At 45.4% G+C, this 20,197-nt stretch carries 18 protein-coding genes and 2 rRNA genes; 13 read left to right on the top strand and 7 right to left on the bottom strand.

Going from position 1 to position 20,197, the window contains the following annotated elements:
• From ACINWC323_RS07420 to ACINWC323_RS07390, 7 genes are all read left to right on the top strand, one after another.
• Nucleotides 1–2,758 (top strand): 23S ribosomal RNA (locus ACINWC323_RS07420); the annotation flags it as partial.
• A 158-nt stretch (nucleotides 2,759–2,916) separates the two neighbouring features.
• A 5S ribosomal RNA gene (gene rrf, locus ACINWC323_RS07415) occupies nucleotides 2,917–3,031 on the top strand.
• A 140-nt stretch (nucleotides 3,032–3,171) separates the two neighbouring features.
• The gene (locus ACINWC323_RS07410; RefSeq protein WP_009513125.1) at nucleotides 3,172–3,513 is read left to right on the top strand and encodes a hypothetical protein; all 342 of its coding nucleotides are present in this window, start codon (nucleotides 3,172–3,174) and stop codon (nucleotides 3,511–3,513) included.
• A 72-nt stretch (nucleotides 3,514–3,585) separates the two neighbouring features.
• Nucleotides 3,586–3,978, top strand: coding sequence for a putative signal transducing protein (locus ACINWC323_RS07405; RefSeq protein WP_009513179.1), 393 nt, complete (start codon nucleotides 3,586–3,588; stop codon nucleotides 3,976–3,978).
• A gap of 89 nt (nucleotides 3,979–4,067) precedes the next feature.
• Nucleotides 4,068–4,415 (top strand): GFA family protein, encoded by a 348-nt coding sequence (locus tag ACINWC323_RS07400; protein WP_009513192.1) that lies wholly within the window; start codon nucleotides 4,068–4,070, stop codon nucleotides 4,413–4,415.
• A 22-nt stretch (nucleotides 4,416–4,437) separates the two neighbouring features.
• Nucleotides 4,438–5,001: a DUF4256 domain-containing protein gene (locus ACINWC323_RS07395; RefSeq protein WP_009513193.1), complete on the top strand. Its 564-nt coding sequence runs from the start codon at nucleotides 4,438–4,440 to the stop codon at nucleotides 4,999–5,001.
• A 133-nt stretch (nucleotides 5,002–5,134) separates the two neighbouring features.
• A complete protein-coding gene (locus ACINWC323_RS07390) occupies nucleotides 5,135–6,298 on the top strand; it encodes an acyl-CoA dehydrogenase family protein (RefSeq protein WP_009513074.1) in 1,164 nt (387 codons plus the stop codon).
• A gap of 16 nt (nucleotides 6,299–6,314) precedes the next feature.
• Here the strand turns inward: ACINWC323_RS07390 and ACINWC323_RS07385 are convergent, their stop codons facing one another.
• The 3 genes from ACINWC323_RS07385 to ACINWC323_RS07375 all read right to left on the bottom strand — a co-directional run bounded on the left by ACINWC323_RS07385 (nucleotide 6,315) and on the right by ACINWC323_RS07375 (nucleotide 7,888).
• Entirely contained in the window at nucleotides 6,315–6,719 is a 405-nt protein-coding gene (locus ACINWC323_RS07385) for a YbbD-related protein (protein ID WP_009513082.1), read from the bottom strand.
• A 63-nt stretch (nucleotides 6,720–6,782) separates the two neighbouring features.
• Nucleotides 6,783–7,292, bottom strand: a complete 510-nt coding sequence (locus ACINWC323_RS07380; RefSeq protein WP_009513022.1) for a GNAT family N-acetyltransferase — start codon at nucleotides 7,290–7,292, stop codon at nucleotides 6,783–6,785.
• Complete coding sequence (locus ACINWC323_RS07375) at nucleotides 7,289–7,888, bottom strand: TetR/AcrR family transcriptional regulator (RefSeq protein ID WP_009513108.1); 600 nt, start codon at nucleotides 7,886–7,888, stop codon at nucleotides 7,289–7,291. The genes ACINWC323_RS07380 and ACINWC323_RS07375 overlap by 4 nt, the downstream gene beginning before the upstream one ends.
• A 195-nt stretch (nucleotides 7,889–8,083) precedes the next feature.
• On the opposite strand from ACINWC323_RS07375, the gene ACINWC323_RS07370 reads away from it, so the two are divergent.
• The 6 genes from ACINWC323_RS07370 to ACINWC323_RS07345 all read left to right on the top strand — a co-directional run bounded on the left by ACINWC323_RS07370 (nucleotide 8,084) and on the right by ACINWC323_RS07345 (nucleotide 16,525).
• Nucleotides 8,084–9,892, top strand: coding sequence for an acyclic terpene utilization AtuA family protein (locus ACINWC323_RS07370; protein ID WP_009513151.1), 1,809 nt, complete (start codon nucleotides 8,084–8,086; stop codon nucleotides 9,890–9,892).
• 10 nt (nucleotides 9,893–9,902) lie between these two features.
• On the top strand, nucleotides 9,903–10,778 hold the full coding sequence (locus ACINWC323_RS07365) for an SDR family oxidoreductase (RefSeq protein ID WP_009513116.1): 876 nt from the start codon (nucleotides 9,903–9,905) through the stop codon (nucleotides 10,776–10,778).
• Between the two features lie 2 nt (nucleotides 10,779–10,780).
• A complete protein-coding gene (locus ACINWC323_RS07360) occupies nucleotides 10,781–12,394 on the top strand; it encodes an acyl-CoA carboxylase subunit beta (protein ID WP_009513055.1) in 1,614 nt (537 codons plus the stop codon).
• Nucleotides 12,395–12,501: 107 nt separating this feature from the next.
• Entirely contained in the window at nucleotides 12,502–13,662 is a 1,161-nt protein-coding gene (locus ACINWC323_RS07355; protein WP_005289305.1) for an acyl-CoA dehydrogenase family protein, read from the top strand.
• A gap of 10 nt (nucleotides 13,663–13,672) precedes the next feature.
• Nucleotides 13,673–14,503 (top strand): enoyl-CoA hydratase/isomerase family protein, encoded by an 831-nt coding sequence (locus ACINWC323_RS07350; RefSeq protein WP_009513143.1) that lies wholly within the window; start codon nucleotides 13,673–13,675, stop codon nucleotides 14,501–14,503.
• Nucleotides 14,504–14,566: 63 nt separating this feature from the next.
• Nucleotides 14,567–16,525 carry an acetyl/propionyl/methylcrotonyl-CoA carboxylase subunit alpha gene (locus ACINWC323_RS07345; RefSeq protein ID WP_009513034.1) on the top strand — a complete coding sequence of 653 codons (1,959 nt, stop codon included), beginning with the start codon at nucleotides 14,567–14,569 and terminating at the stop codon, nucleotides 16,523–16,525.
• A 53-nt stretch (nucleotides 16,526–16,578) separates the two neighbouring features.
• Here ACINWC323_RS07345 and ACINWC323_RS07340 read toward each other — a convergent pair whose 3' ends face one another.
• The 4 genes from ACINWC323_RS07340 to ACINWC323_RS07325 form a co-directional block, all read right to left on the bottom strand.
• Complete coding sequence (locus tag ACINWC323_RS07340; RefSeq protein WP_009513091.1) at nucleotides 16,579–17,508, bottom strand: lipase secretion chaperone; 930 nt, start codon at nucleotides 17,506–17,508, stop codon at nucleotides 16,579–16,581.
• A 12-nt stretch (nucleotides 17,509–17,520) separates the two neighbouring features.
• A complete protein-coding gene (locus tag ACINWC323_RS07335; protein WP_009513112.1) occupies nucleotides 17,521–18,864 on the bottom strand; it encodes a sphingomyelin phosphodiesterase in 1,344 nt (447 codons plus the stop codon).
• A 342-nt stretch (nucleotides 18,865–19,206) separates the two neighbouring features.
• Nucleotides 19,207–19,626 (bottom strand): roadblock/LC7 domain-containing protein, encoded by a 420-nt coding sequence (locus ACINWC323_RS07330; protein WP_004775657.1) that lies wholly within the window; start codon nucleotides 19,624–19,626, stop codon nucleotides 19,207–19,209.
• 23 nt (nucleotides 19,627–19,649) lie between these two features.
• On the bottom strand, nucleotides 19,650–20,192 hold the full coding sequence (locus tag ACINWC323_RS07325) for a GTP-binding protein (protein WP_005226752.1): 543 nt from the start codon (nucleotides 20,190–20,192) through the stop codon (nucleotides 19,650–19,652).
• Nucleotides 20,193–20,197: the final 5 nt, after the last annotated feature.

Here is a 20,197-nt window from a genome sequence, read left to right on the forward strand (position 1 = left end):
CCGCTATAAGGCGGGTATCATAAGCTGAATACATAGGCTTATGAAGCGAACGAGGGGAAGTGAAACATCTCAGTACCCTTAGGAAAAGAAATCAATTGAGATTCCCTTAGTAGCGGCGAGCGAACGGGGAGCAGCCCATTAAGTTATGTGTGTTCTAGTGGAACGCTCTGGGAAGTGCGAACGTAGAGGGTGATATTCCCGTACACGAAAGGGCACACATAATGATGACGAGTAGGGCGAGGCACGTGAAACCTTGTCTGAATATGGGGGGACCATCCTCCAAGGCTAAATACTCCTGACTGACCGATAGTGAACCAGTACCGTGAGGGAAAGGCGAAAAGAACCCCTGTGAGGGGAGTGAAATAGATCCTGAAACCGCATGCATACAAGCAGTGGGAGCACCTTCGTGGTGTGACTGCGTACCTTTTGTATAATGGGTCAGCGACTTATATTCAGTAGCAAGGTTAACCGCATAGGGGAGCCGTAGAGAAATCGAGTCTTAATAGGGCGTTTAGTTGCTGGGTATAGACCCGAAACCAGGCGATCTATCCATGAGCAGGTTGAAGGTTGGGTAACACTAACTGGAGGACCGAACCCACTGTCGTTGAAAAGCCAGGGGATGACTTGTGGATAGGGGTGAAAGGCTAATCAAGCCTGGTGATAGCTGGTTCTCCCCGAAAGCTATTTAGGTAGCGCCTCGGACGAATACCATTGGGGGTAGAGCACTGTTTCGGCTAGGGGGTCATCCCGACTTACCAAACCGATGCAAACTCCGAATACCAATGAGTACTATCCGGGAGACAGACTGCGGGTGCTAACGTCCGTAGTCAAGAGGAAAACAATCCAGACCGCCAGCTAAGGCCCCAAAATCATAGTTAAGTGGGAAACGATGTGGGAAGGCATAGACAGCTAGGAGGTTGGCTTAGAAGCAGCCACCCTTTAAAGAAAGCGTAATAGCTCACTAGTCGAGTCGGCCTGCGCGGAAGATGTAACGGGGCTAAAACTATGTGCCGAAGCTGCGGATGTATACTTGTATACGTGGTAGGGGAGCGTTCTGTAAGCCGATGAAGGTGTATTGAGAAGTATGCTGGAGGTATCAGAAGTGCGAATGCTGACGTGAGTAACGACAAAACGGGTGAAAAACCCGTTCGCTGAAAGACCAAGGGTTCCAGTCCAACGTTAATCGGGGCTGGGTGAGTCGACCCCTAAGGCGAGGCCGAGAGGCGTAGTCGATGGGAAATTGGTTAATATTCCAATACTTCTGTGTAATGCGATGAGAGGACGGAGAAGGTTAAGTCAGCCTGGCGTTGGTTGTCCAGGTGGAAGGCAGTAGGCATGCATCTTAGGCAAATCCGGGGTGCTCTATGCTGAGAGCTGATAGCAAGCTGTACTTGTACAGTGAAGTGGCTGATACCATGCTTCCAGGAAAAGTCTCTAAGCTTCAGTTACACAGGAATCGTACCCGAAACCGACACAGGTGGTCAGGTCGAGTAGACCAAAGCGCTTGAGAGAACTCTGCTGAAGGAACTAGGCAAAATGGTACCGTAACTTCGGGAGAAGGTACGCTGCTGACGGTGATGGGACTTGCTCCCTGAGCTTTGGCAGCCACAGAAACCAGGCCGCTGCAACTGTTTATTAAAAACATAGCACTCTGCAAACACGAAAGTGGACGTATAGGGTGTGATGCCTGCCCGGTGCTGGAAGGTTAATTGATGGGGTTAGCGTAAGCGAAGCTCTTGATCGAAGCCCCAGTAAACGGCGGCCGTAACTATAACGGTCCTAAGGTAGCGAAATTCCTTGTCGGGTAAGTTCCGACCTGCACGAATGGCATAATGATGGCGGCGCTGTCTCCAGCAGAGGCTCAGTGAAATCGAAATCGCTGTGAAGATGCAGTGTACCCGCGGCTAGACGGAAAGACCCCGTGAACCTTTACTGCAGCTTGACATTGAACTTTGACCTTACTTGTGTAGGATAGGTGGGAGGCTTTGAAGTTAGAACGCTAGTTCTAATGGAGCCGTCCTTGAAATACCACCCTGGTAATGTTGAGGTTCTAACTCTGCCCCGTAATCCGGGGCGAGGACCATGTCTGGTGGGTAGTTTGACTGGGGCGGTCTCCTCCTAAAGAGTAACGGAGGAGTACGAAGGTGCGCTCAGCGTGGTCGGAAATCACGCGTAGAGTATAAAGGCAAAAGCGCGCTTAACTGCGAGACCCACAAGTCGAGCAGGTACGAAAGTAGGTCTTAGTGATCCGGTGGTTCTGTATGGAAGGGCCATCGCTCAACGGATAAAAGGTACTCTGGGGATAACAGGCTGATACCGCCCAAGAGTTCATATCGACGGCGGTGTTTGGCACCTCGATGTCGGCTCATCTCATCCTGGGGCTGAAGCAGGTCCCAAGGGTATGGCTGTTCGCCATTTAAAGAGGTACGCGAGCTGGGTTTAGAACGTCGTGAGACAGTTCGGTCCCTATCTACCGTGGGCGCTGGAAATTTGAGAGGATCTGCTCCTAGTACGAGAGGACCAGAGTGGACGAACCTCTGGTGTACCGGTTGTGACGCCAGTCGCATCGCCGGGTAGCTATGTTCGGAAGGGATAACCGCTGAAAGCATCTAAGCGGGAAGCCTACCTCAAGATAAGATTTCCCTAGGAATTTATTCCTCTAAAGAGCCGTTCGAGACTAGGACGTTGATAGGTTGGGTGTGGAAGCACGGTGACGTGTGAAGCTGACCAATACTAATTGCTCGTGAGGCTTGACTATACAACACCCAAACAGTTGTTGTATTCAAGATAAATTCAATACATAACTTGATTTAGTGTAGAAACTGGTTACAATACGACTCAATTAACTAATCCGTTAATAACTCTTTCGGTACTAAGTGGCAAAAAATGTAAGACCACCTAAAACCAAAACAGTTTGCTGGCGACAATAGCAAGAGTGAACCACCTGATCCCTTCCCGAACTCAGAAGTGAAACCTCTTAGCGCTGATGGTAGTGTGGCACTTGCCATGTGAGAGTAAGTCATCGCCAGCTTTTAAATACGAAACACCCCCTCCGCTTACGCAGAGGGGGTGTTTTTTATTGGCCATAGAAAAATACATTGAATAGCATCTTTTGAGGAATATGTTATTGTTTTATAAGTTGAATCAAAATAACAAAAGGATGAAATTAAAATGCCCAATAATAACCTTGCCATGACTTCAGAAGAATTCGTAGAGGAATTTAAACTTTTAAGAGATGATCTGATCCAGAGTTATTTTACTGTTGATTCTGAAATATCACGAATCAGTCTATTAGAAAAATCTGGTATGAATCATGAACAGATTCATTTAACTAAAAAAATTGTTTCAGAAGCTCTAACTGATGCGTTGTATACGGTTTTGCTAGGTCTTGATGGTAGTGCAACAATTGGTCAATATCAAATCATGTATAAGCTATTGGATGAGCAATCCAATGAACTGACTGGCGACTTGGAGTCGATCGCATGGGAAAAGTTTCATGGCCAAAATATATAACAACAAATTTACGCATTGTGTACCGAGATGAATTGAGCTTAGAATTTATATTTATGCTATTTAGATATTCCTATGAAATGGGTGGTCGCTGAAACGTATTCTTTTCCTTATGAAGCCCAAATTGCCAAAACGCAACTTGAAGCTGCTGATATTCCTGCCCGTATTGAAAATGAACATACCATTAACATGGACTGGCTTTATTCCAATGCATTGGGTGGGGTTCGGTTATTGGTTCCTGACCGTTATTTAGAACAAGCACAAGCATTACTGGCGCAAGACTTTAGCCAGGAATTAGAACAAGAGTTTGGTTTAAGTGAGCGTTGTCCTCAATGCGGAAGCACAGATATAAAGCCTTATACGGAAGGAAAACGGCCTGCTTATCTGGTTTTCTTATTACTTGGTTTCCCGTTATTCTCGTATAAACATGGAACCAAGTGTCAACAATGCCAACATTTCTGGAGTTAAACTTACATAAGCATTGATTAACAGAACCAGATTTGAACTTATACACGGCATCCTGTAAAAATAGATAAAAAATCAAAAAGGAAAAAAAGATGCAATATAAAGGAAGTTGTCATTGTGGAAAATTAACCTTCATTGCGCAGGGTGAACTCACTGAAGCATTATCGTGTAACTGTTCAATTTGCCAGAAAAAAGGTTCTTTACTCTGGTTTTTACCTCAGAGTGAAGTTGAGATTACTGTGGAAGACGATGCTCAGGCGACTTATCAATTCAATAAGCATGTGATCGAGCATCATTTCTGTAAGGTTTGTGGTATTCATCCCTATGCAATCGGTGTAGATCCTCAAGGGAATACCATATGTGCGATCAATGTGCGTTGTATTGATGATCTGGAACTGGAAAGTATCAAGATCAATCACTTTGATGGTCGTTCGGTATAACCTCAAAATCTAGAGTATAAAAATGACCAAGAATAAAAAGTTAGACCTTGAACAGGTTGCAAGGCTATTCGACATCTTAAAGCAGCGCTTTGAACAAAATATGCATCGTCACAAGGATCTGAATTGGGCCGATATTAAAGATCAATTACAGCAGCAGCCAGAAAAATTATGGTCACTCCATCAAATGGAAGAAACGGGTGGAGAGCCAGACATCATTGTATTGGATGAAAAGTCACCAGAAATAATCTTTTATGATTGTGCCGTAGAAACGCCAAAAGGGCGTAGAAGCCTGTGTTATGACCGTGCCGCTTTAGACGCACGCAAGGAACATAAACCGGTAAATAATGCGGTTGATGTTGCTGAAGCCATGGGAATTGAATTACTCACAGAAGAGCAATATAGGCAGTTACAGGCAATAGAACATTTTGATCTAAAAACCTCGAGTTGGGTAAAAACGCCAGAGGATGTAAGAGCTTTAGGTGGCGCAATTTTCTGTGATAGTCGTTATGGTCGGGTTTTTACGTATCATAATGGTGCTCAATCTTATTATGCGACGCGTGGATTTCGAGGTCGATTAAAAATATAGTTTTATGCTTTATCACAGGTTTTGATCTATTTTTTAACTTTTAATTTTGCCAAGCGCTTGCTTGGTTTTTCCGGTTTTGCTACTTTAGTGCTCATTCAATAAACAATGATCAATAATTGCTAGGAAGCAGAATATGCACCTTAATCCTTTGTACTATAACGAGCAACATCTGGAATTTGCCAAGAGTATTCGACGCTTTGTGGAAAAGGAGATTTCGCCTTTTGTGAATGAATGGGATGAGAATGAAACTTTTCCGCGAGAGCTGTATAAGAAGGCCGCAGATATTGGTTTATTGGGATTAGGGTTTGAAGAGCAATATGGCGGGATTGCAGGGACAGATGCATTTTATACGCTGCTAGCTTCGATTGAGCTGGCAAAATGTGCGTCGGGCGGTCTTAGTGCTTCTTTGCTGTCGCATACCATTGGTGCGCCACCAATTCAGCATTTTGCCAACGAAGCGGTGAAAGCTGAAGTGCTGCCTCAGATTTTATCGGGTGAAAAAATCTCGGCCTTGGCGATTACTGAACCTGGTGGTGGATCAGATGTTGCCTCACTCAAAACCAAGGCTGTACGTGAAGGTGATTATTTTCTGGTTAGCGGTGAAAAGACCTTTATCACTTCGGGGATGCGAGCAGATTATTACTCGGTGGCAGTTCGTACTGATCCAAATGCGAAAGGGGCAAACGGTATATCCATGCTGCTGATTGATGCGCATAGTGAAGGGATCAGCAAAACCAAACTGGATAAGATGGGATGGTGGGCATCCGATACCGCGCATTTACATTTTGACAATGTCAAAGTGCCTGTTAGCCATTTATTGGGTCCAGAAAATATGGGCTTTCTGGTGATTATGAATAACTTCAATATGGAGCGTTTTTTCCTTGCTGCCAGTAGTTATGGCTTTGCCCTGACTTGCTATGAAGAAGCATTAGATTGGGCGCAGCAACGCCATACTTTTGGCAAGCGTTTAGTCGATCATCAGGTGATGCGTCATAAGCTGGTGGACATGGCGACTCGATTGACCGCAACCCGTGCTTTACTCGAGGATACCGCTTATCGTTTAGGTAAACCTGAATTGCAAGGCAGTGAACTGATTGCCCAGATTTGTATGCTGAAGAATGTCGCCACTCAAACCATGCAATTCTGTGCCGATGCGGCGGTACAGACGCTAGGTGGGATGGGCTTTATGCGTGGTACTAAGTCTGAACGTATTTATCGTGAAGTGAAGGTGAATATGATTGGCGGTGGTGCAGAAGAAATTATGAAGGATTTAATTAGTAAGCAGCTGGGCTATTAAACTGATCGCTAGGAGCTTACCGTATGGGTTCAACCCAATAAGCTCCTTTTCCCTCAGGATGAATTGCGATATACCAAATTGATGAATTCTGAGCATAGACCAAAAACTGGAATCCCTGATCCTGCATTTCTTTCTTTTTACCTTGAGTCGTATTATTCATTTTAATTGGGATGGCACCATGACCGCTAAAATAGTTTAGGTCTGTTGGTGAAAAAGTAAAAGAGCCATGACCTCTACTTAGGTCTAGGTCATTTATTTCAATAATATTTTTTGTACTGGGTGGTAAAATTGGAGGCAACCAACCGCGTTCAAACGCATGTTCAACTTTAGCATGCTGCAAATCTGTAAATTTGGTTGTAACAATATCATCTGTACAACCCAATATTAAGCTGCAAAGTAAAATCATGATTATGCGTTGCATATATTCCGCTTAAAAAATTGGCATCAATTTATTTTTATATTAACGTGTCAGATATCGCAATGATTAAAATGCCTGATATTTTTTATCTGTCCAATCGCTATTTAAAATTGCCCAACGTTCATGATCTTTCCATTCTTTTCCGCCCACCCGCAGATATTGGCGGGAGAAGCCTTCTTTGACAAAACCTGCATTTGATACAAGGCGAATAGAGGACAGATTATCTGGTTGGATATTGGCTTCTAGTCGATGCAGATTGAGAGTTTGAAATGCTTCGTGTAAAACCAGTTGTAGTCCTTGTCGCATATAGCCATGACCTGCATAAGGAGAAAAGGCTTCATAACCCAAGTAAGCAGAATGAAAGTGACCTCGAACGATATTGGAGATGTTAAAAGTGCCGACAATGGCATGATTCTCTTTCAAGCAGACAAAATAACGGTGTTCTTGCGCGAGGTAGTGTTCAAAATTAGCAGGTGGATAGGTCCATGGTCGATGCAGTTGAATACTACTCTGGTAAGCCTGTTTGATCTCGGCTAAATCACTGGGTAGGGGCCTACGCAGATAGATGGCATTCATTTCACCGCCATTTCCCAAACCATTTCAGTTAGTTCATCAGTGTTGACTTTACCTTCGGGTCTGTACCAGGTTACGGTCCAAGAAATCGAACCACCGAGCAAACGGCGCCAGATAAAAGCATCATGTTTCACTTTGCCCTGAGCACGTAATTTTTCAATCACGTCTAGCCAAACCTGCTCATATTCATTACGCATTTTCAGCAGGTAATCTTGTTTTTCTTTGGAAAGGGCAAACCATTCATGCACCAATACGGCCATAGCCGCACCGGTATCACCGGCAATCGACAGTAATTCAGCTTTGATCAAATGACGTAATTGTTGTTCAGGATCGCTTGAGCGTTCAGCCGCTTCTTTTAAACGGGCGAAGTTATAGATAATGGTTTGTTCCATCACCGTCGCCAGAATTTCATCCTTGCTTTTAAAATGATGGAACAGGCTACCCGATTGAATGCCAATAAATTCACCAAGTTGACGAACCGTGGTTTTGTCATAACCTTGCTTATAAAACAGATAGGCTGCGCCCTGTAATAAACGCCCACGTGGACTATCGTCAAAGCAAACAATCTTGGGTATTTGCTCAATTGAAGTTGCGATCATGCCTATCCGTCTATCCTGTTCAAGCTAAAGTGTATTGTAACAAAATTCATTCGGTGCTTTGTCTTATCTTTTTATAACAAGCAGTTGCTTGAGTTTGTCGTTTTTTGCCAATACAGCATAGCATTATGTACTTTACAAACCAAGCACTTGCTTGGTAATGTTAAGGCGTTTTTAGTAATAACAATGAGAAAGCGCATGACAACTGTCAAACAGGATGACCAGAGGCTAGTCAAAATCGGATGTGCATCAGGATTCTGGGGCGATACCAACACCGCTGCTTTTCAGTTGGTGCATCTGAGTGATATTGATTATCTGGTCTTTGACTATCTGTCTGAAATTACCATGTCGATTATGGCCAAGGCGATGATGATGGACCCAAGTCATGGCTATGCGCTGGATTTTGTCAGTCGGGTGATGTCACCACTGATCCATAAAATTGCCGAGAAAAAAATAAAAGTGATCAGCAATGCAGGCGGGGTAAACCCACTGGCTTGTCGTGATGCCTTACAGAAAATCATTGATGAGAAAGGCCTGAATTTAAAAGTCGCAGTGGTGCTGGGTGACGATGTATTGCCAAAGCATGCAGAATTATCAAAACAAAACATTCAGGAAATGTTTAATGGCGATGCTTTACCTGCACAGGTTGCCAGCAGTAATGCTTATTTAGGTGCTGTTGCGATTCGTGATGCCTTGGACTTGGGTGCAGATATTGTGATCACGGGTCGAGTGGTGGATTCCGCAGTTGTGCTTGCTCCATTGTTACACGAATATAAATGGTCACTGGATGATTATGACAAGCTGGCGCAAGGTTCACTGGCTGGGCATGTAATTGAATGCGGCGCACAGTGTACAGGTGGAAACTTTACTGACTGGCGTCTCGTTCAAGGCTTTGACAATATGGGCTTTCCGATCGTGGAGGTCAGCGCTGATGCTTCATTTATTGTGACCAAGCCGAAAGGGACGGGTGGTCTGGTTTCAACTGCGACTGTAGCAGAGCAGATCGTTTACGAAATAGGCAATCCGCAAGCCTATCTTTTACCTGATGTAAGCGCTGATTTTAGCCAAGTCCATTTAGAACAGGTGGGCGAACATCGAGTCAAGGTGACTGGCGCAACAGGTCGGGCACCAACTCAACAATATAAAGTCAGTGCGACTTATGCGGATGGCTACCGAGTTTTGGTTAGTTTCTTGATTGCAGGTCGTGAAGCACCAGAAAAAGCCCAAGTGATTGCGGATGCCATTATCAATAAATGTGAACGCGTTTTGGCACTACGTTCAGTTCCTCCTTTTAGTGAAAAGTCGGTTGAGATTCTCGGTATTGAAAGTACCTATGGGGCGCATGCCCGAATCCAAGATAGCCGTGAAGTGGTGGTTAAAATCGCGGTCAAACATCTGTTTAAAGAAGCTTGTATGTTCTTTGCCTCGGAAATTGCTCAAGCTTCAACAGGGATGGCACCCGCATTGGCAGGGATTGTCGGCGGTCGTCCGAAAGCATCCGCTGTAGTGAAGCTGTTTTCTTTCCTGATTGATAAAGATCAATTAAAAGTTGAAGTCGACTTTGCGGGGCAGCGTTATCCGGTTCAGGTTCCTGTTGGGCAAAAGGTAGCAGAGGTCGAGCTACATCCCGTCGGTGAAGTGGCAAGTTATCAAGGCGGTGAGGTTGAAGTGCCTTTGATTGAGCTAGCACATGCACGCAGTGGCGATAAGGGCAATCACAGCAATATTGGGGTGATCGCGCGCAAGACTGAATATTTACCGTGGATTCGTGCAGCTCTGACCGAGGCCAATGTTGCCGCATATATGCAGCATGTTTTAGATCCTGAAAAATCAAAAGTGATTCGTTATGAATTACCTGAGATGCATGCGCTGAATTTCATGCTGGAAAATGCATTGGGGGGCGGGGGAATCGCCAGTTTGCGGATTGATCCACAAGGTAAGGCGTTTGCACAGCAATTATTGGATATGCCGGTGAAAGTGCCTGCACAACTGTTAGAAAAATATTAAGGATGTAAACATGGGTTATCAATCAATTTTCAGGGCAGATGCATTTGCTGGCAAAGTAGTGATCGTCACAGGTGGAGGTTCGGGTATTGGCCGTTGTACGGCACATGAACTGGCATGTTTAGGTGCGCAAGTCATCATTACCGGTCGAAAAATTGAAAAGCTGGAAAAAGTCAGTCAGGAAATTCTGGAAGATGGCGGTAAAGTGCATTTCATCGTTTGCGATAACCGCGATGAAGAACAGGTTAAAAACATGATTGCCGAAGTTATTGAAAAATTTGGCAAGCTGGATGGATTGGTCAATAACGCAGGCGGACAATTTCCTTCTGCATTAGAGAATATTTCAGCCAATGGTTTTGATGCCGTGGTCCGTAATAACCTGCATTCCACCTTTTACCTGATGCGTGAAGCCTATAACCAGTGGATGGCAAAACATGGCGGCAGCATCGTGAATATGACCGCAGATATGTGGGGCGGTATGCCGGGCATGGGGCATTCAGGTGCAGCACGTTCAGGGGTGGACAACTTGACTAAAACGGCTTCAGTGGAATGGGGCAAATCTGGGGTACGGGTTAATGCAGTTGCACCGGGCTGGATTATTTCTTCGGGTATGGACAACTATAGTGGCGATTTTGCCAAAGTGATCATTCCTAGTTTAGCGAGCAATGTTCCATTAAAACGGATGGGCACAGAATCAGAAATCTCCTCAGCGATTTGTTATCTACTTTCTGATGCAGCGGCTTTTGTATCAGGCGTCACCCTGCGTATTGATGGGGCAGCGTCACAAGGCACACGCATGTATCCATTGGCTGATGCGACCAACAATGACGCATTTAACGGTTTCCATCGAGCGTTTATTCCTGACATATTCAAAACAGATGGAGAATAAACATGACGATTCTCCAATCTGAAATTGTAGTGGGTAGTGAACAATACCAACAAAATCGGGAGGCGCTATTAACCCAGTTGGCTGAAGTTCGTGCGGTACAGCAAAAAAGTATTGATAAGTCTTATGCCGCAAAACCCAAGTTTGATAAGAAAGGTAAAATCTTGCCACACGAACGGATCCGGTTGCTGTTAGATGCAGACTCACCTTTTGTCGAGCTATGTGGTCTGGTGGGCTACAACATGCATGACGATAAAGATGGTTCCGAAGCAGGCGGTGGTGTAATTGCCGGGATCGGTTTTGTCAGTGGGGTCCGTGCGCTGGTGTCTGCAAGTAACAGCGCAATCAAAGGCGGTACCATGTCACCCATGGGCGTGCATAAAACCCTACGGCTGCAAAAGATTGCCCTGGAACAAAAATTGCCGATGGTCACCTTGACCGAAAGTGGTGGTGCAAACCTGAATTATGCCGCGGAAGTATTTACTTATGGTGGAATGACCTTTGCCAATCAGGCACGTTTATCTGCGGCAGGGATTCCACAAGTGGCGGTGGTGCATGGCAATGCAACTGCGGGTGGTGCTTATCAGCCGGGTTTGTCTGACTATGTGGTTGCGGTTCGCAAACAAACAGAAATGCTGTTGGCTGGCCCACCACTGTTATTGGCGGCAACAGGAGAAGTGGCGACTGCGGAAGAACTGGGTGGAGCAGAAATGCATACCCAAGTTTCAGGCGTGGCGGAATATCTGGCAGAAAACGATGCAGACGGTATTCGTCTGGCGCGTGAGATTTTCGAGCATCTCAACTGGAAAGAACAGACCGCGCAATCCACTCAGAATTATAAAGAACCGCGTTATGCTGCTGAAGAGCTGTTAGGGATTATTCCACAAGATCCAAAGCAACCTTTTGATATGAAGGAAATCATTGCGCGGATTATTGATGATTCAGATTTTCTGGAGTTTAAACAGGAATATGATGCCTTAACCGTGTGTGGTTGGGCCAAAGTGGGCGGACTACATATCGGCATTATTACCAATAATGGTCCGATTACCCCGCAAGGGGCGGCTAAAGCAGCTCAGTTTATTCATCTGTGTGAGCAAACCCAACGCCCACTTTTATTCCTGCATAACACCACCGGTTTTATGGTCGGAACCGATGCCGAGCAGAACGGCATTATTAAACATGGTTCCAAGCTGATTCAGGCGGTGGCCAATGCAACCGTACCCAAGATTTCGATTGTGGTGGCAGGCTCTTATGGCGCAGGTAACTATGCGATGTGTGGCCGTAGTTTATCGCCGCAATTTATCTTTGCATGGCCAAACTCACATGTGGCGGTGATGGGTGCAGCGCAAGCAGGCAAAGTCTTACGGATTGTGGCTGAGGGCAAACAGAAAGCTTCAGGAATGGAACCGAATCCGCAGATGCTGGATTTTCTGGAACAAAGTACAGCGATGAAACTGGAACAGCAGTCAACGGCTTTATTCAATACGGCCATGCTGCATGACGATGGCATCATTGATCCAAGAGACACCCGTAAGGTCCTGATCTTTTTATTACAAACCATTTTTGAAGCACAACAACGTGAGTTAAATCCAACACGATTTGGTGTATCGAGATTTTAATTTTTAACACCCTCATCCTAGCCTTCTCCCTGAGGGAGAAGGGATTCCCTCTCCCATCTGGGGAGAGGGTTAGGGAGAGGGAGAAACAATTTTAAGGAACAAAAACAATGAAATTTACCGCAGAACATGAAGCCTTACGCCGTACCACACGCCAGTTTGTTGAAAATGAGCTAAATCCGTTTATTCCGGAATGGGAAGAAGCGGGGCGTTTTCCGATTCATGATGTCTTTAAGAAAATGGGGGATCTGGGCTTATTGGGAATTTGCAAGCCAGAGGAAAATGGCGGCTTGGGTCTTGATTATTCTTATAACCTTGTAGTAGCAGAAGAATTAGGTCGTGCTGCATGTGGTGGTGTGCCCCTAGCGATTGGTGTACAAACCGATATGGCTACACCTGCACTGGCACGTTTTGGCAGTAAGGAACTCCGCGATGAGTTTTTGAATCCTGCCATTCGTGGTGAATATGTCGCGTCGATTGCGGTATCCGAAGTACATGCAGGTTCTGACGTGGCAGCGATAAAAACCACAGCCAAAAAAGATGGTGATGATTATGTGATTAATGGCAGCAAGATGTGGATCACCAACTCATTACAAGCTGATTTCTTCTGTTTACTTGCCAATACATCCGACGACAAGCCACACGTCAATAAATCCATGATTATTGTCCCAGCCAAGACTCCCGGAATTAGCTTTTCAGAACCTTTGAATAAATTGGGGATGCGTTCAACCACGACTGCACAAGTGTATTTCGACAATGTGCGTGTACCGCAACGTAACTTGGTTGGGGTGGAAGGCATGGGCTTCATGATGCAAATGATGCAGTTTCAGGAAGAGCGCATGTGGGCCTGTATCAATGCAGTAGGTGGGATGGAAAAAGTCATTCAGCAAACCATTGATTACACCAGAGAACGAACCACGTTTGGTCAGCCTTTAATTCATAACCAGTATGTACATTTCCGTTTTGCTGAACTCATGACCGAAGTTGCAGCACTGAAAGCTTTAACGCTTCAGGCCTGTGAGCAACATGTTGCGGGTGAGGATGTGACCTTGATGGCCTCTATGGCGAAGCTGAAAGCCGGACGATTAAGCCGTGAGGTGGCTGACAGCTGCCTGCAATATTGGGGCGGGAATGGCTTTATGTGGGATAACCCGGCATCACAATTGTTCCGTGATGGGCGCTTAGGTTCGATTGGCGGCGGTGCAGACGAGATCATGCTCGGAATTATCTGCAAGCTCACTGACATTCTGCCGAAGAAACAGAAAAACTAGGGGCTGACGTATGACACTTTCAACTTCTGTTGCAGGCTTAGAGATAGATGACAGCATTCAGCTGGAACAGCAAGGCAGTATTTTAACTCTATGGCTAAATCGTCCTGAAAGCCGTAATGCCATGAGTTTGAAGATGGTCACCGCCATTCAGCAGGTGTTTAGCCAGATTGCCGATGATGTCTCGATTCGTGCGGTTATTTTTCGCGGTCAAGGCGGGCATTTCTGTGCCGGAGGCGATATCAAGGATATGGCAGGACTGCGGATTGAAGTTGCCAATAGCGGTAGCTTACAAGCTTATGTCGATTTTAATCGCCGTTTCGGTACCATGATTGAGCAAGTGGATCAGGCTGCTCAAACTGTTGTTGCTGTGCTGGAAGGTGCCGTGCTGGGAGGCGGCTTCGGCTTAGCCTGTGTGTCAGATATTGCCATCAGCCGTGATACCGCCCAGTTTGGTTTGCCTGAAACAGGCTTGGGAATTTTGCCTGCGCAGATCGCGCCTTTTGTGGTAAAGCGTATTGGACTGACCCAAGCCCGTCGTTTGGCATTATTAGGTTTACGCTTTGATGGCAAGACCGCGCTGGATTTAGGTGTTGTTCATCAGGTGGCATCGAATGAAACGGAACTGGAACAGCAGCTTGAACAGACCATTCAACAGATTAAACGTGCTGCGCCTCTGGCTTCCCGTGCGACCAAGGCGTTATTACACCGAACACTGAATGAACCTTTAGATCAGCTTCTGGATGATGCAGCACAACAGTTTGCAGATGCAGTTGCGGGTGCCGAAGGACAGGAAGGCACCATGGCCTTTATCCAAAAGCGTAATCCGAGTTGGTTTGACTAGAAATCGCCCTCAACTACTGTTTGAACAGCAGCAACGGGGGGATTGAATCGTAGAGATGAAACAATGAGTTTTTCAAAAGTCTTAGTGGCAAACCGTGGTGAAATTGCTGTACGGGTGATGCAAACTGCTAAAGCAATGGGTTATCAAACGGTTGCGGTCTATTCAGATGCCGATGCCAATGCCCGTCATGTGCAGGTAGCGGATGAAGCGGTTTATATTGGCGCATCTAAAGTTTCCGAATCTTATTTATCGATTGCCCAGATTATTGCAGCTTGCCAAAAAACCGGTGCAGATGCGGTACATCCGGGTTATGGGTTTTTGTCAGAAAATACTGATTTTGCCCAAGCCTGTCTTGAGCATGGCATCACTTTTATTGGGCCAACTGCAGCTGCGATCGAGCTGATGGGCAGCAAGCGTCTTTCGAAAATAGCCATGATTCAGGCAGGCGTGCCGTGTGTACCGGGCTATGAAGGCGATCAGCAGGATATTGATTATCTGGCTGAGCAGGCTGAGTCGATTGGTTATCCTTTGATGGTCAAGGCATCGGCAGGTGGGGGTGGACGAGGCATGCGTCTGGTCCAGTATGCTGCTGATATCGTGGAAGCCTTAAAAACAGCGCGGTCGGAAGCAGAAAATGCCTTTGGTTCTGGCGAGTTAATCCTGGAAAAAGCCGTGATTGCGCCAAGGCATGTCGAAATACAGGTCTTTGGTGATACGCATGGCAATTATGTGTATTTGTTTGAACGGGACTGTTCGATTCAACGTCGTCATCAAAAGGTGGTCGAAGAAGCACCTTGTCCGGTGATGACACCTGAACTTCGTCAGCAAATGGGGGAGGCGGCAGTGGCCGCAGCCAAGGCCTGTGATTATGTTGGCGCTGGTACGGTAGAGTTCTTGCTGGACTCATCCGCTGCGTTTTATTTTCTGGAAATGAATACGCGTTTACAGGTCGAGCATCCGGTGACGGAAATGATTACTGGACTGGATCTGGTGGAATGGCAGTTGCGTGTGGCGAATGGCGAAACTCTGCCTTTACAGCAACATGAGTTGAGCTTAAACGGGCATGCGATCGAAGTGCGTTTATATGCCGAAGATCCACGTCAGGATTTCCTGCCACAAACCGGGAAGGTACTGCGTTGGCAACCTGCAGGTAGCGATGGGATGATGCCGAATGTGCGGATTGACCACGGCATGTTAGAGCAGGGTGAAATCAGTCCTTTCTATGATCCGATGGTGGCGAAAGTGATTGCTTATGGGAAGACCCGTCAGGATGCCATCCGTTTACTCGCCCGGGCTGTTGATGATTGTGTATTGCTGGGGGTAAATAGTAATAAACAATTCCTGAGCAATTTATTACGTCATCCGATTATTGTGGCTGGAGACACCAATACTGCTTTTATTCAGCAACATTTTCAGGATGATGTGAGTCTGCATCAACAAAGCCTGACGCTTGAAATACTCGCTGTGGCGGCAGCACTGTTTAGCCAGCAAAACCGGCAGCAAGTGGCTTGGCAAACGGGTGTTGCTATGCCATTTCCATTGAAACTGAAATATGCCGATCAGCAGCTCTTGTTACATGTACAACATGATCAGCAGCAGCTCAAAGTTGCGTTGTGTGATCAACAGGCAATCCTCCAGATTGTAAGGATCAATGGGGAGGAAATCATTTATAGCTGTGACGGTGTTCGCCGTAAGCTGGCTTATGTGTTTGATCAAGATCAGCTGTATTTAGATGTAGGCAATGGTAATGTCATGATTGAAAATATCACCTATGCCGCACCTGAAGCAGCAGAAGTGGTGGGGGATGGCAAAATCCGTGCGCCAATGGATGGGGCAATTGTGAATCTACTGGTTAATGTGGGGGATCAGGTTGTGAAAGGGCAAACCTTATTGATACTTGAAGCCATGAAAATTCAGCAACAGATCAAATCGGATGTCGATGGGGTGGTGGAGGAATTGATTGGTCAAGTCGGCCAACAGGTGAAAAAACGTCAGCAATTATTAAATGTTGCTTTGCTTTGATTTTATGGCTTGATTGAACCCTTGCGACCTGCCATCGCTTGGGTTCAACCGGTTTAAGGAAACATTTTCAAGCGTAACTTCTCCAAACGGCTTTGATACTGCTGTTGCCATTCGGCTTCTGAAAGCTGTGTTTTCAGCGGTTGCATCTCTTGTTGTAACTGCTGCAAGGCCTGCTGATATTGATTGACTTGCTGCTGTTGTTGAGCCTCCTGTTGTTCTCTTTGCTGAACTTGTTGGCGTTGCTGCTCGGTTAAATATTGCTGCTGTAATTGCTGCTTTAAACGTGCCGTTTCTGCCGGGTTGTGTGAGCCTTGCTCGAGCAGATTCAAGGCCTGTTGATATTGTCCGATCTTGCTTTCCTGCTGAGTTGCATCTGGATACTGTTTTTGCAACTGTTCAAAGGCTTTTAAACGTTGTTCAGCACTCAGATTCTGTTTCTGTGCCAGATCATGATAGGCAAAATGATAATCTGCATACTGTCGTTCTTGCCCAAAGCCCAGCATGGCTTCGGCTTGGCCTAAGGTCTGCTCCCTGAGTTTCCACAATGCATCAAAACGCTCTTTGGGAGATAACGCGGTTGAGAGTACCGTGCTTTGCATCTGTTGTTCATATTGCGGAATCCGTTTCAACAGATTCGCAACTAAAGCTGCAAATTTCTGGTCGGGATAATTGGCCAAAGCTTTTGCAAGCACTGCATTACAGTCAGAGACAGGACAACTGGCTTTAAAATCATTCAGAAATTCAGTGATATTGCCGGGTTGTTGTTGCAATGTTTTGAGTTGTTTTAACAGCGAGTCCTGAAAAATTTCGTCCTTGCTTTTATTTGGCATGCTTTCATCGCTCATCTGTGCTGATGAATCCTGAGATGAAGAGGTGGATTTGGTGTGCTGGACTGCAGCGGAAGAGGCGGTGCTCTTCCAGACTACAATCGCAACCAAGACCACGACAACAATAAGCATTGTCAGCAATAGTCTTTTATTCATACCGCATTCCATTTATGGCGTGTAATTAAATTGACCCATCACCGGGAAATGATCGGAGAGATCCCAGGTCATGAACAGGGAGTCCGCCGTACTGCGCAGAATACGCACATCATTACGCGACTGTGTTGGCTGACGATGGTTATTGGACGCCACAATATAGTCCAGATATTCAACATTTGAACCGCCAGAACCTGCCGCTCCTGCCAGCTTATTTACACGTGGATCAAAGGTCGAAGCGGTATAACCTGTGCTTGGTGCTGCGGTTGCATTCAGGTTGGTCAACATGTCTTGATAATCTTGCGGCCATAACAGTTTATTGACATTAAAATCTCCTCCCATCAGCACGGCATCAAAACTTGGAATATTTTGTTGATTGACCAATTGGCGAATCTGTTTGAACTGGGTCTGGCGTAATGCGCGTGCGGCATCGGTATCAAAAGATGCGGTATGGGTTGATGTCACATGATAGGCCTTACCATTCTTAATGATTTCAGCATAGAGTACGCCTTTATCGGCAAAGCAGTCGGTGCCGGTACAGTCCGGATAAATCAATTGTGCTGTTTTCACGATCGGATAGCGGCTGACAATCACCAGACCACTGTCAAACAGGTTATAGCCCGAACCGACAGGAATATGGGTTTGATACGGATATTGTTGTGCCATTTGATTCAACATGTCTGTGCGTGAAGAGGCAAAGGCTTCCTGCATCATAATCACATCGTAGCCGTTTAAATGATTGGGCAATTCAGCCAGACGTTCGCTAATCTTACTCGCCACCATCGGCAGGGCATAAATATTATACGTCAGGACTTTGAGTTCATCGGCACTGGCTGAAACCGGTTCTGGAACGGTGTTTTGATGAATGGTGTAATGGAAGTCATCATAACCGCCGGTATATTCGGCTTTTACCGCAGCCTGAGCGGATAAACCTGCATAAGTGGTATTAATCCGATGAACATTACGATCTGAATACCAAGGCGATGTTGCCGTCGCGGTTTGGATGCCATGCTGAATGTTGCTGCCAGACCAGGTGCCAGTCATGGTCTGCTTTAAAGTCACTTGTGAGTTGCCGCTGCTGACGACAGTATCAAAATTATAGGTTTTACCGGATTTGATCCCGGTATACCGGTTGATCCGTAAAATACGTTTGGTTTCATAAGGGGCAATTTGTGTGGCTTCCTGTGCCCATTCATTGCCTTGCTGTAAGGCCGCTCCCGTCTGATTGACTTGTACCGATACCGTTTGCGGTGTGGTATTGGTCACAAAAATATAGGAATCAGCCATCGCCTGCTGACTCGAAAAACCACTAATCAATAACGCAACCCCTGCGCCGAGTTTTAAGCTTTTCAGCTTCATTTTTCTCTCCATCGTGCTCATTATGTTGGAACAAAAACGAGATGTGTTATTAAAATTATTCATTTATGAAAATTTTATGATCGTTAATTGTTCGAAAATTATAATAATGAAAAAATATTGCTAAATCATTTAAATTAATGACCATTCATCTGATGTTTTAAAAAATCATATCTCGTTTATTGTTATCAATATTTTTTGTGAAAGAAGAGGGTGGGGATTTTATAAAAATATACAAGTGTTCATAAACGAAAATAAATAGGTGGATGCAAATTCTATGAGGGATAAAATGAAAAAAATCTGACAAGGATGACACCCTGTCAGATTAGTTATTTTATGAGGTATTTAGGCTTGATCTGCTTCGGAAATCGCCGTACTGGCCTGCTTTAAGCTATAAAGAAGCTGGCCTAATAATACGTCCTTGTTACTTAAGGTCACCATAACCATCGGATGATGCTGGGCCGGGATAGAGGTCAGGATCGCCTTACCATTTTCAGCATCTAGCGTAATACTTTGACATCCGGTTAACTGGATTTCATTCAGAAAAGCCGTGACCATGGCCAGAATTGAACTACTGACAGCAGCCAGCTTGGTACTGTTATACGGGTTTTTCTTGTAAATTGCCGCGAGTTCAAACCCGTCTGTTGAGCAGAGCATAATATAATCCACCCCTCGAATATTCATCAGAATATCATTGGCTTGAGCCTTGGCAAACTGGATCAGCTCTTTGGGTGCGGTACGTTGCTGACTGGGAATACTGAACATAATTCTTCTCTTTTATAAAGTAATTAATTTGTTGCTTTTAAATTGACTTCTAATGCTGCAATAAGAGATTCAATCATGAGCAAGATATGCTCTTGTTTACGCGCATCGATAAAAAATAGAGGATAGTGATAGTCATTCTGAATCAGCCAGTCCCGATAGATCGTAGTCGGCTGTTCTTTGTTTTCATCGACATGGGTAATGCCAATCGAAATATTCTGGGTGTAATCTTTAAAGGTTTCCAGATAGGCTTCAAGTTCTTCAATCGGCACTTTGCTGTTATGGTCAACCAGTAAAATAACGCCCAAGGCACCTTGACAGATCACCGGCCAGATAAAATCAAAACGTGATTGACCCGGTGTACCGTATAAGCCGATCTTTACCCCGTCATCCAGCGTAATTTCGCCATAATCAATCCCTACCGTGGTTTGCATCTTGTTATGGGCCTGACTGTCTGTGTTTAATGCCTCAGTCGCAAGCACAGGAATTTCTGAAAGCGATTTAATCGCTTCGGTTTTTCCTGCGCCCATGCTTCCTGCAAAGACAATTTTATATTGTTGGAGAATCATAGTAT

Source organism: Acinetobacter sp. WC-323 (assembly GCF_000314615.1).
Taxonomy (GTDB): Bacteria; Pseudomonadota; Gammaproteobacteria; order Pseudomonadales; family Moraxellaceae; genus Acinetobacter; species Acinetobacter courvalinii.

Bases quoted from the DNA above. Each gene is read 5' to 3' on its own strand.
- ACINWC323_RS07390 (WP_009513074.1), top strand. From the start codon at position 5,135: ATGCACCTTAATCCTTTGTACTATAACGAGCAACATCTGGAATTTGCC.
- ACINWC323_RS07330 (WP_004775657.1), bottom strand. From the start codon at position 19,626: ATGTTCAGTATTCCCAGTCAGCAACGTACCGCACCCAAAGAGCTGATC.
- ACINWC323_RS07370 (WP_009513151.1), top strand. From the start codon at position 8,084: ATGACAACTGTCAAACAGGATGACCAGAGGCTAGTCAAAATCGGATGT.
- ACINWC323_RS07365 (WP_009513116.1), top strand. From the start codon at position 9,903: ATGGGTTATCAATCAATTTTCAGGGCAGATGCATTTGCTGGCAAAGTA.
- ACINWC323_RS07360 (WP_009513055.1), top strand. From the start codon at position 10,781: ATGACGATTCTCCAATCTGAAATTGTAGTGGGTAGTGAACAATACCAA.
- ACINWC323_RS07340 (WP_009513091.1), bottom strand. From the start codon at position 17,508: ATGAATAAAAGACTATTGCTGACAATGCTTATTGTTGTCGTGGTCTTG.
- ACINWC323_RS07385 (WP_009513082.1), bottom strand. From the start codon at position 6,719: ATGCAACGCATAATCATGATTTTACTTTGCAGCTTAATATTGGGTTGT.
- ACINWC323_RS07350 (WP_009513143.1), top strand. From the start codon at position 13,673: ATGACACTTTCAACTTCTGTTGCAGGCTTAGAGATAGATGACAGCATT.
- ACINWC323_RS07335 (WP_009513112.1), bottom strand. From the start codon at position 18,864: ATGAAGCTGAAAAGCTTAAAACTCGGCGCAGGGGTTGCGTTATTGATT.
- ACINWC323_RS07395 (WP_009513193.1), top strand. From the start codon at position 4,438: ATGACCAAGAATAAAAAGTTAGACCTTGAACAGGTTGCAAGGCTATTC.
- ACINWC323_RS07380 (WP_009513022.1), bottom strand. From the start codon at position 7,292: ATGAATGCCATCTATCTGCGTAGGCCCCTACCCAGTGATTTAGCCGAG.
- ACINWC323_RS07345 (WP_009513034.1), top strand. From the start codon at position 14,567: ATGAGTTTTTCAAAAGTCTTAGTGGCAAACCGTGGTGAAATTGCTGTA.
- ACINWC323_RS07400 (WP_009513192.1), top strand. From the start codon at position 4,068: ATGCAATATAAAGGAAGTTGTCATTGTGGAAAATTAACCTTCATTGCG.
- ACINWC323_RS07410 (WP_009513125.1), top strand. From the start codon at position 3,172: ATGCCCAATAATAACCTTGCCATGACTTCAGAAGAATTCGTAGAGGAA.
- ACINWC323_RS07325 (WP_005226752.1), bottom strand. From the start codon at position 20,192: ATGATTCTCCAACAATATAAAATTGTCTTTGCAGGAAGCATGGGCGCA.
- ACINWC323_RS07355 (WP_005289305.1), top strand. From the start codon at position 12,502: ATGAAATTTACCGCAGAACATGAAGCCTTACGCCGTACCACACGCCAG.
- ACINWC323_RS07375 (WP_009513108.1), bottom strand. From the start codon at position 7,888: ATGATCGCAACTTCAATTGAGCAAATACCCAAGATTGTTTGCTTTGAC.
- ACINWC323_RS07405 (WP_009513179.1), top strand. From the start codon at position 3,586: ATGAAATGGGTGGTCGCTGAAACGTATTCTTTTCCTTATGAAGCCCAA.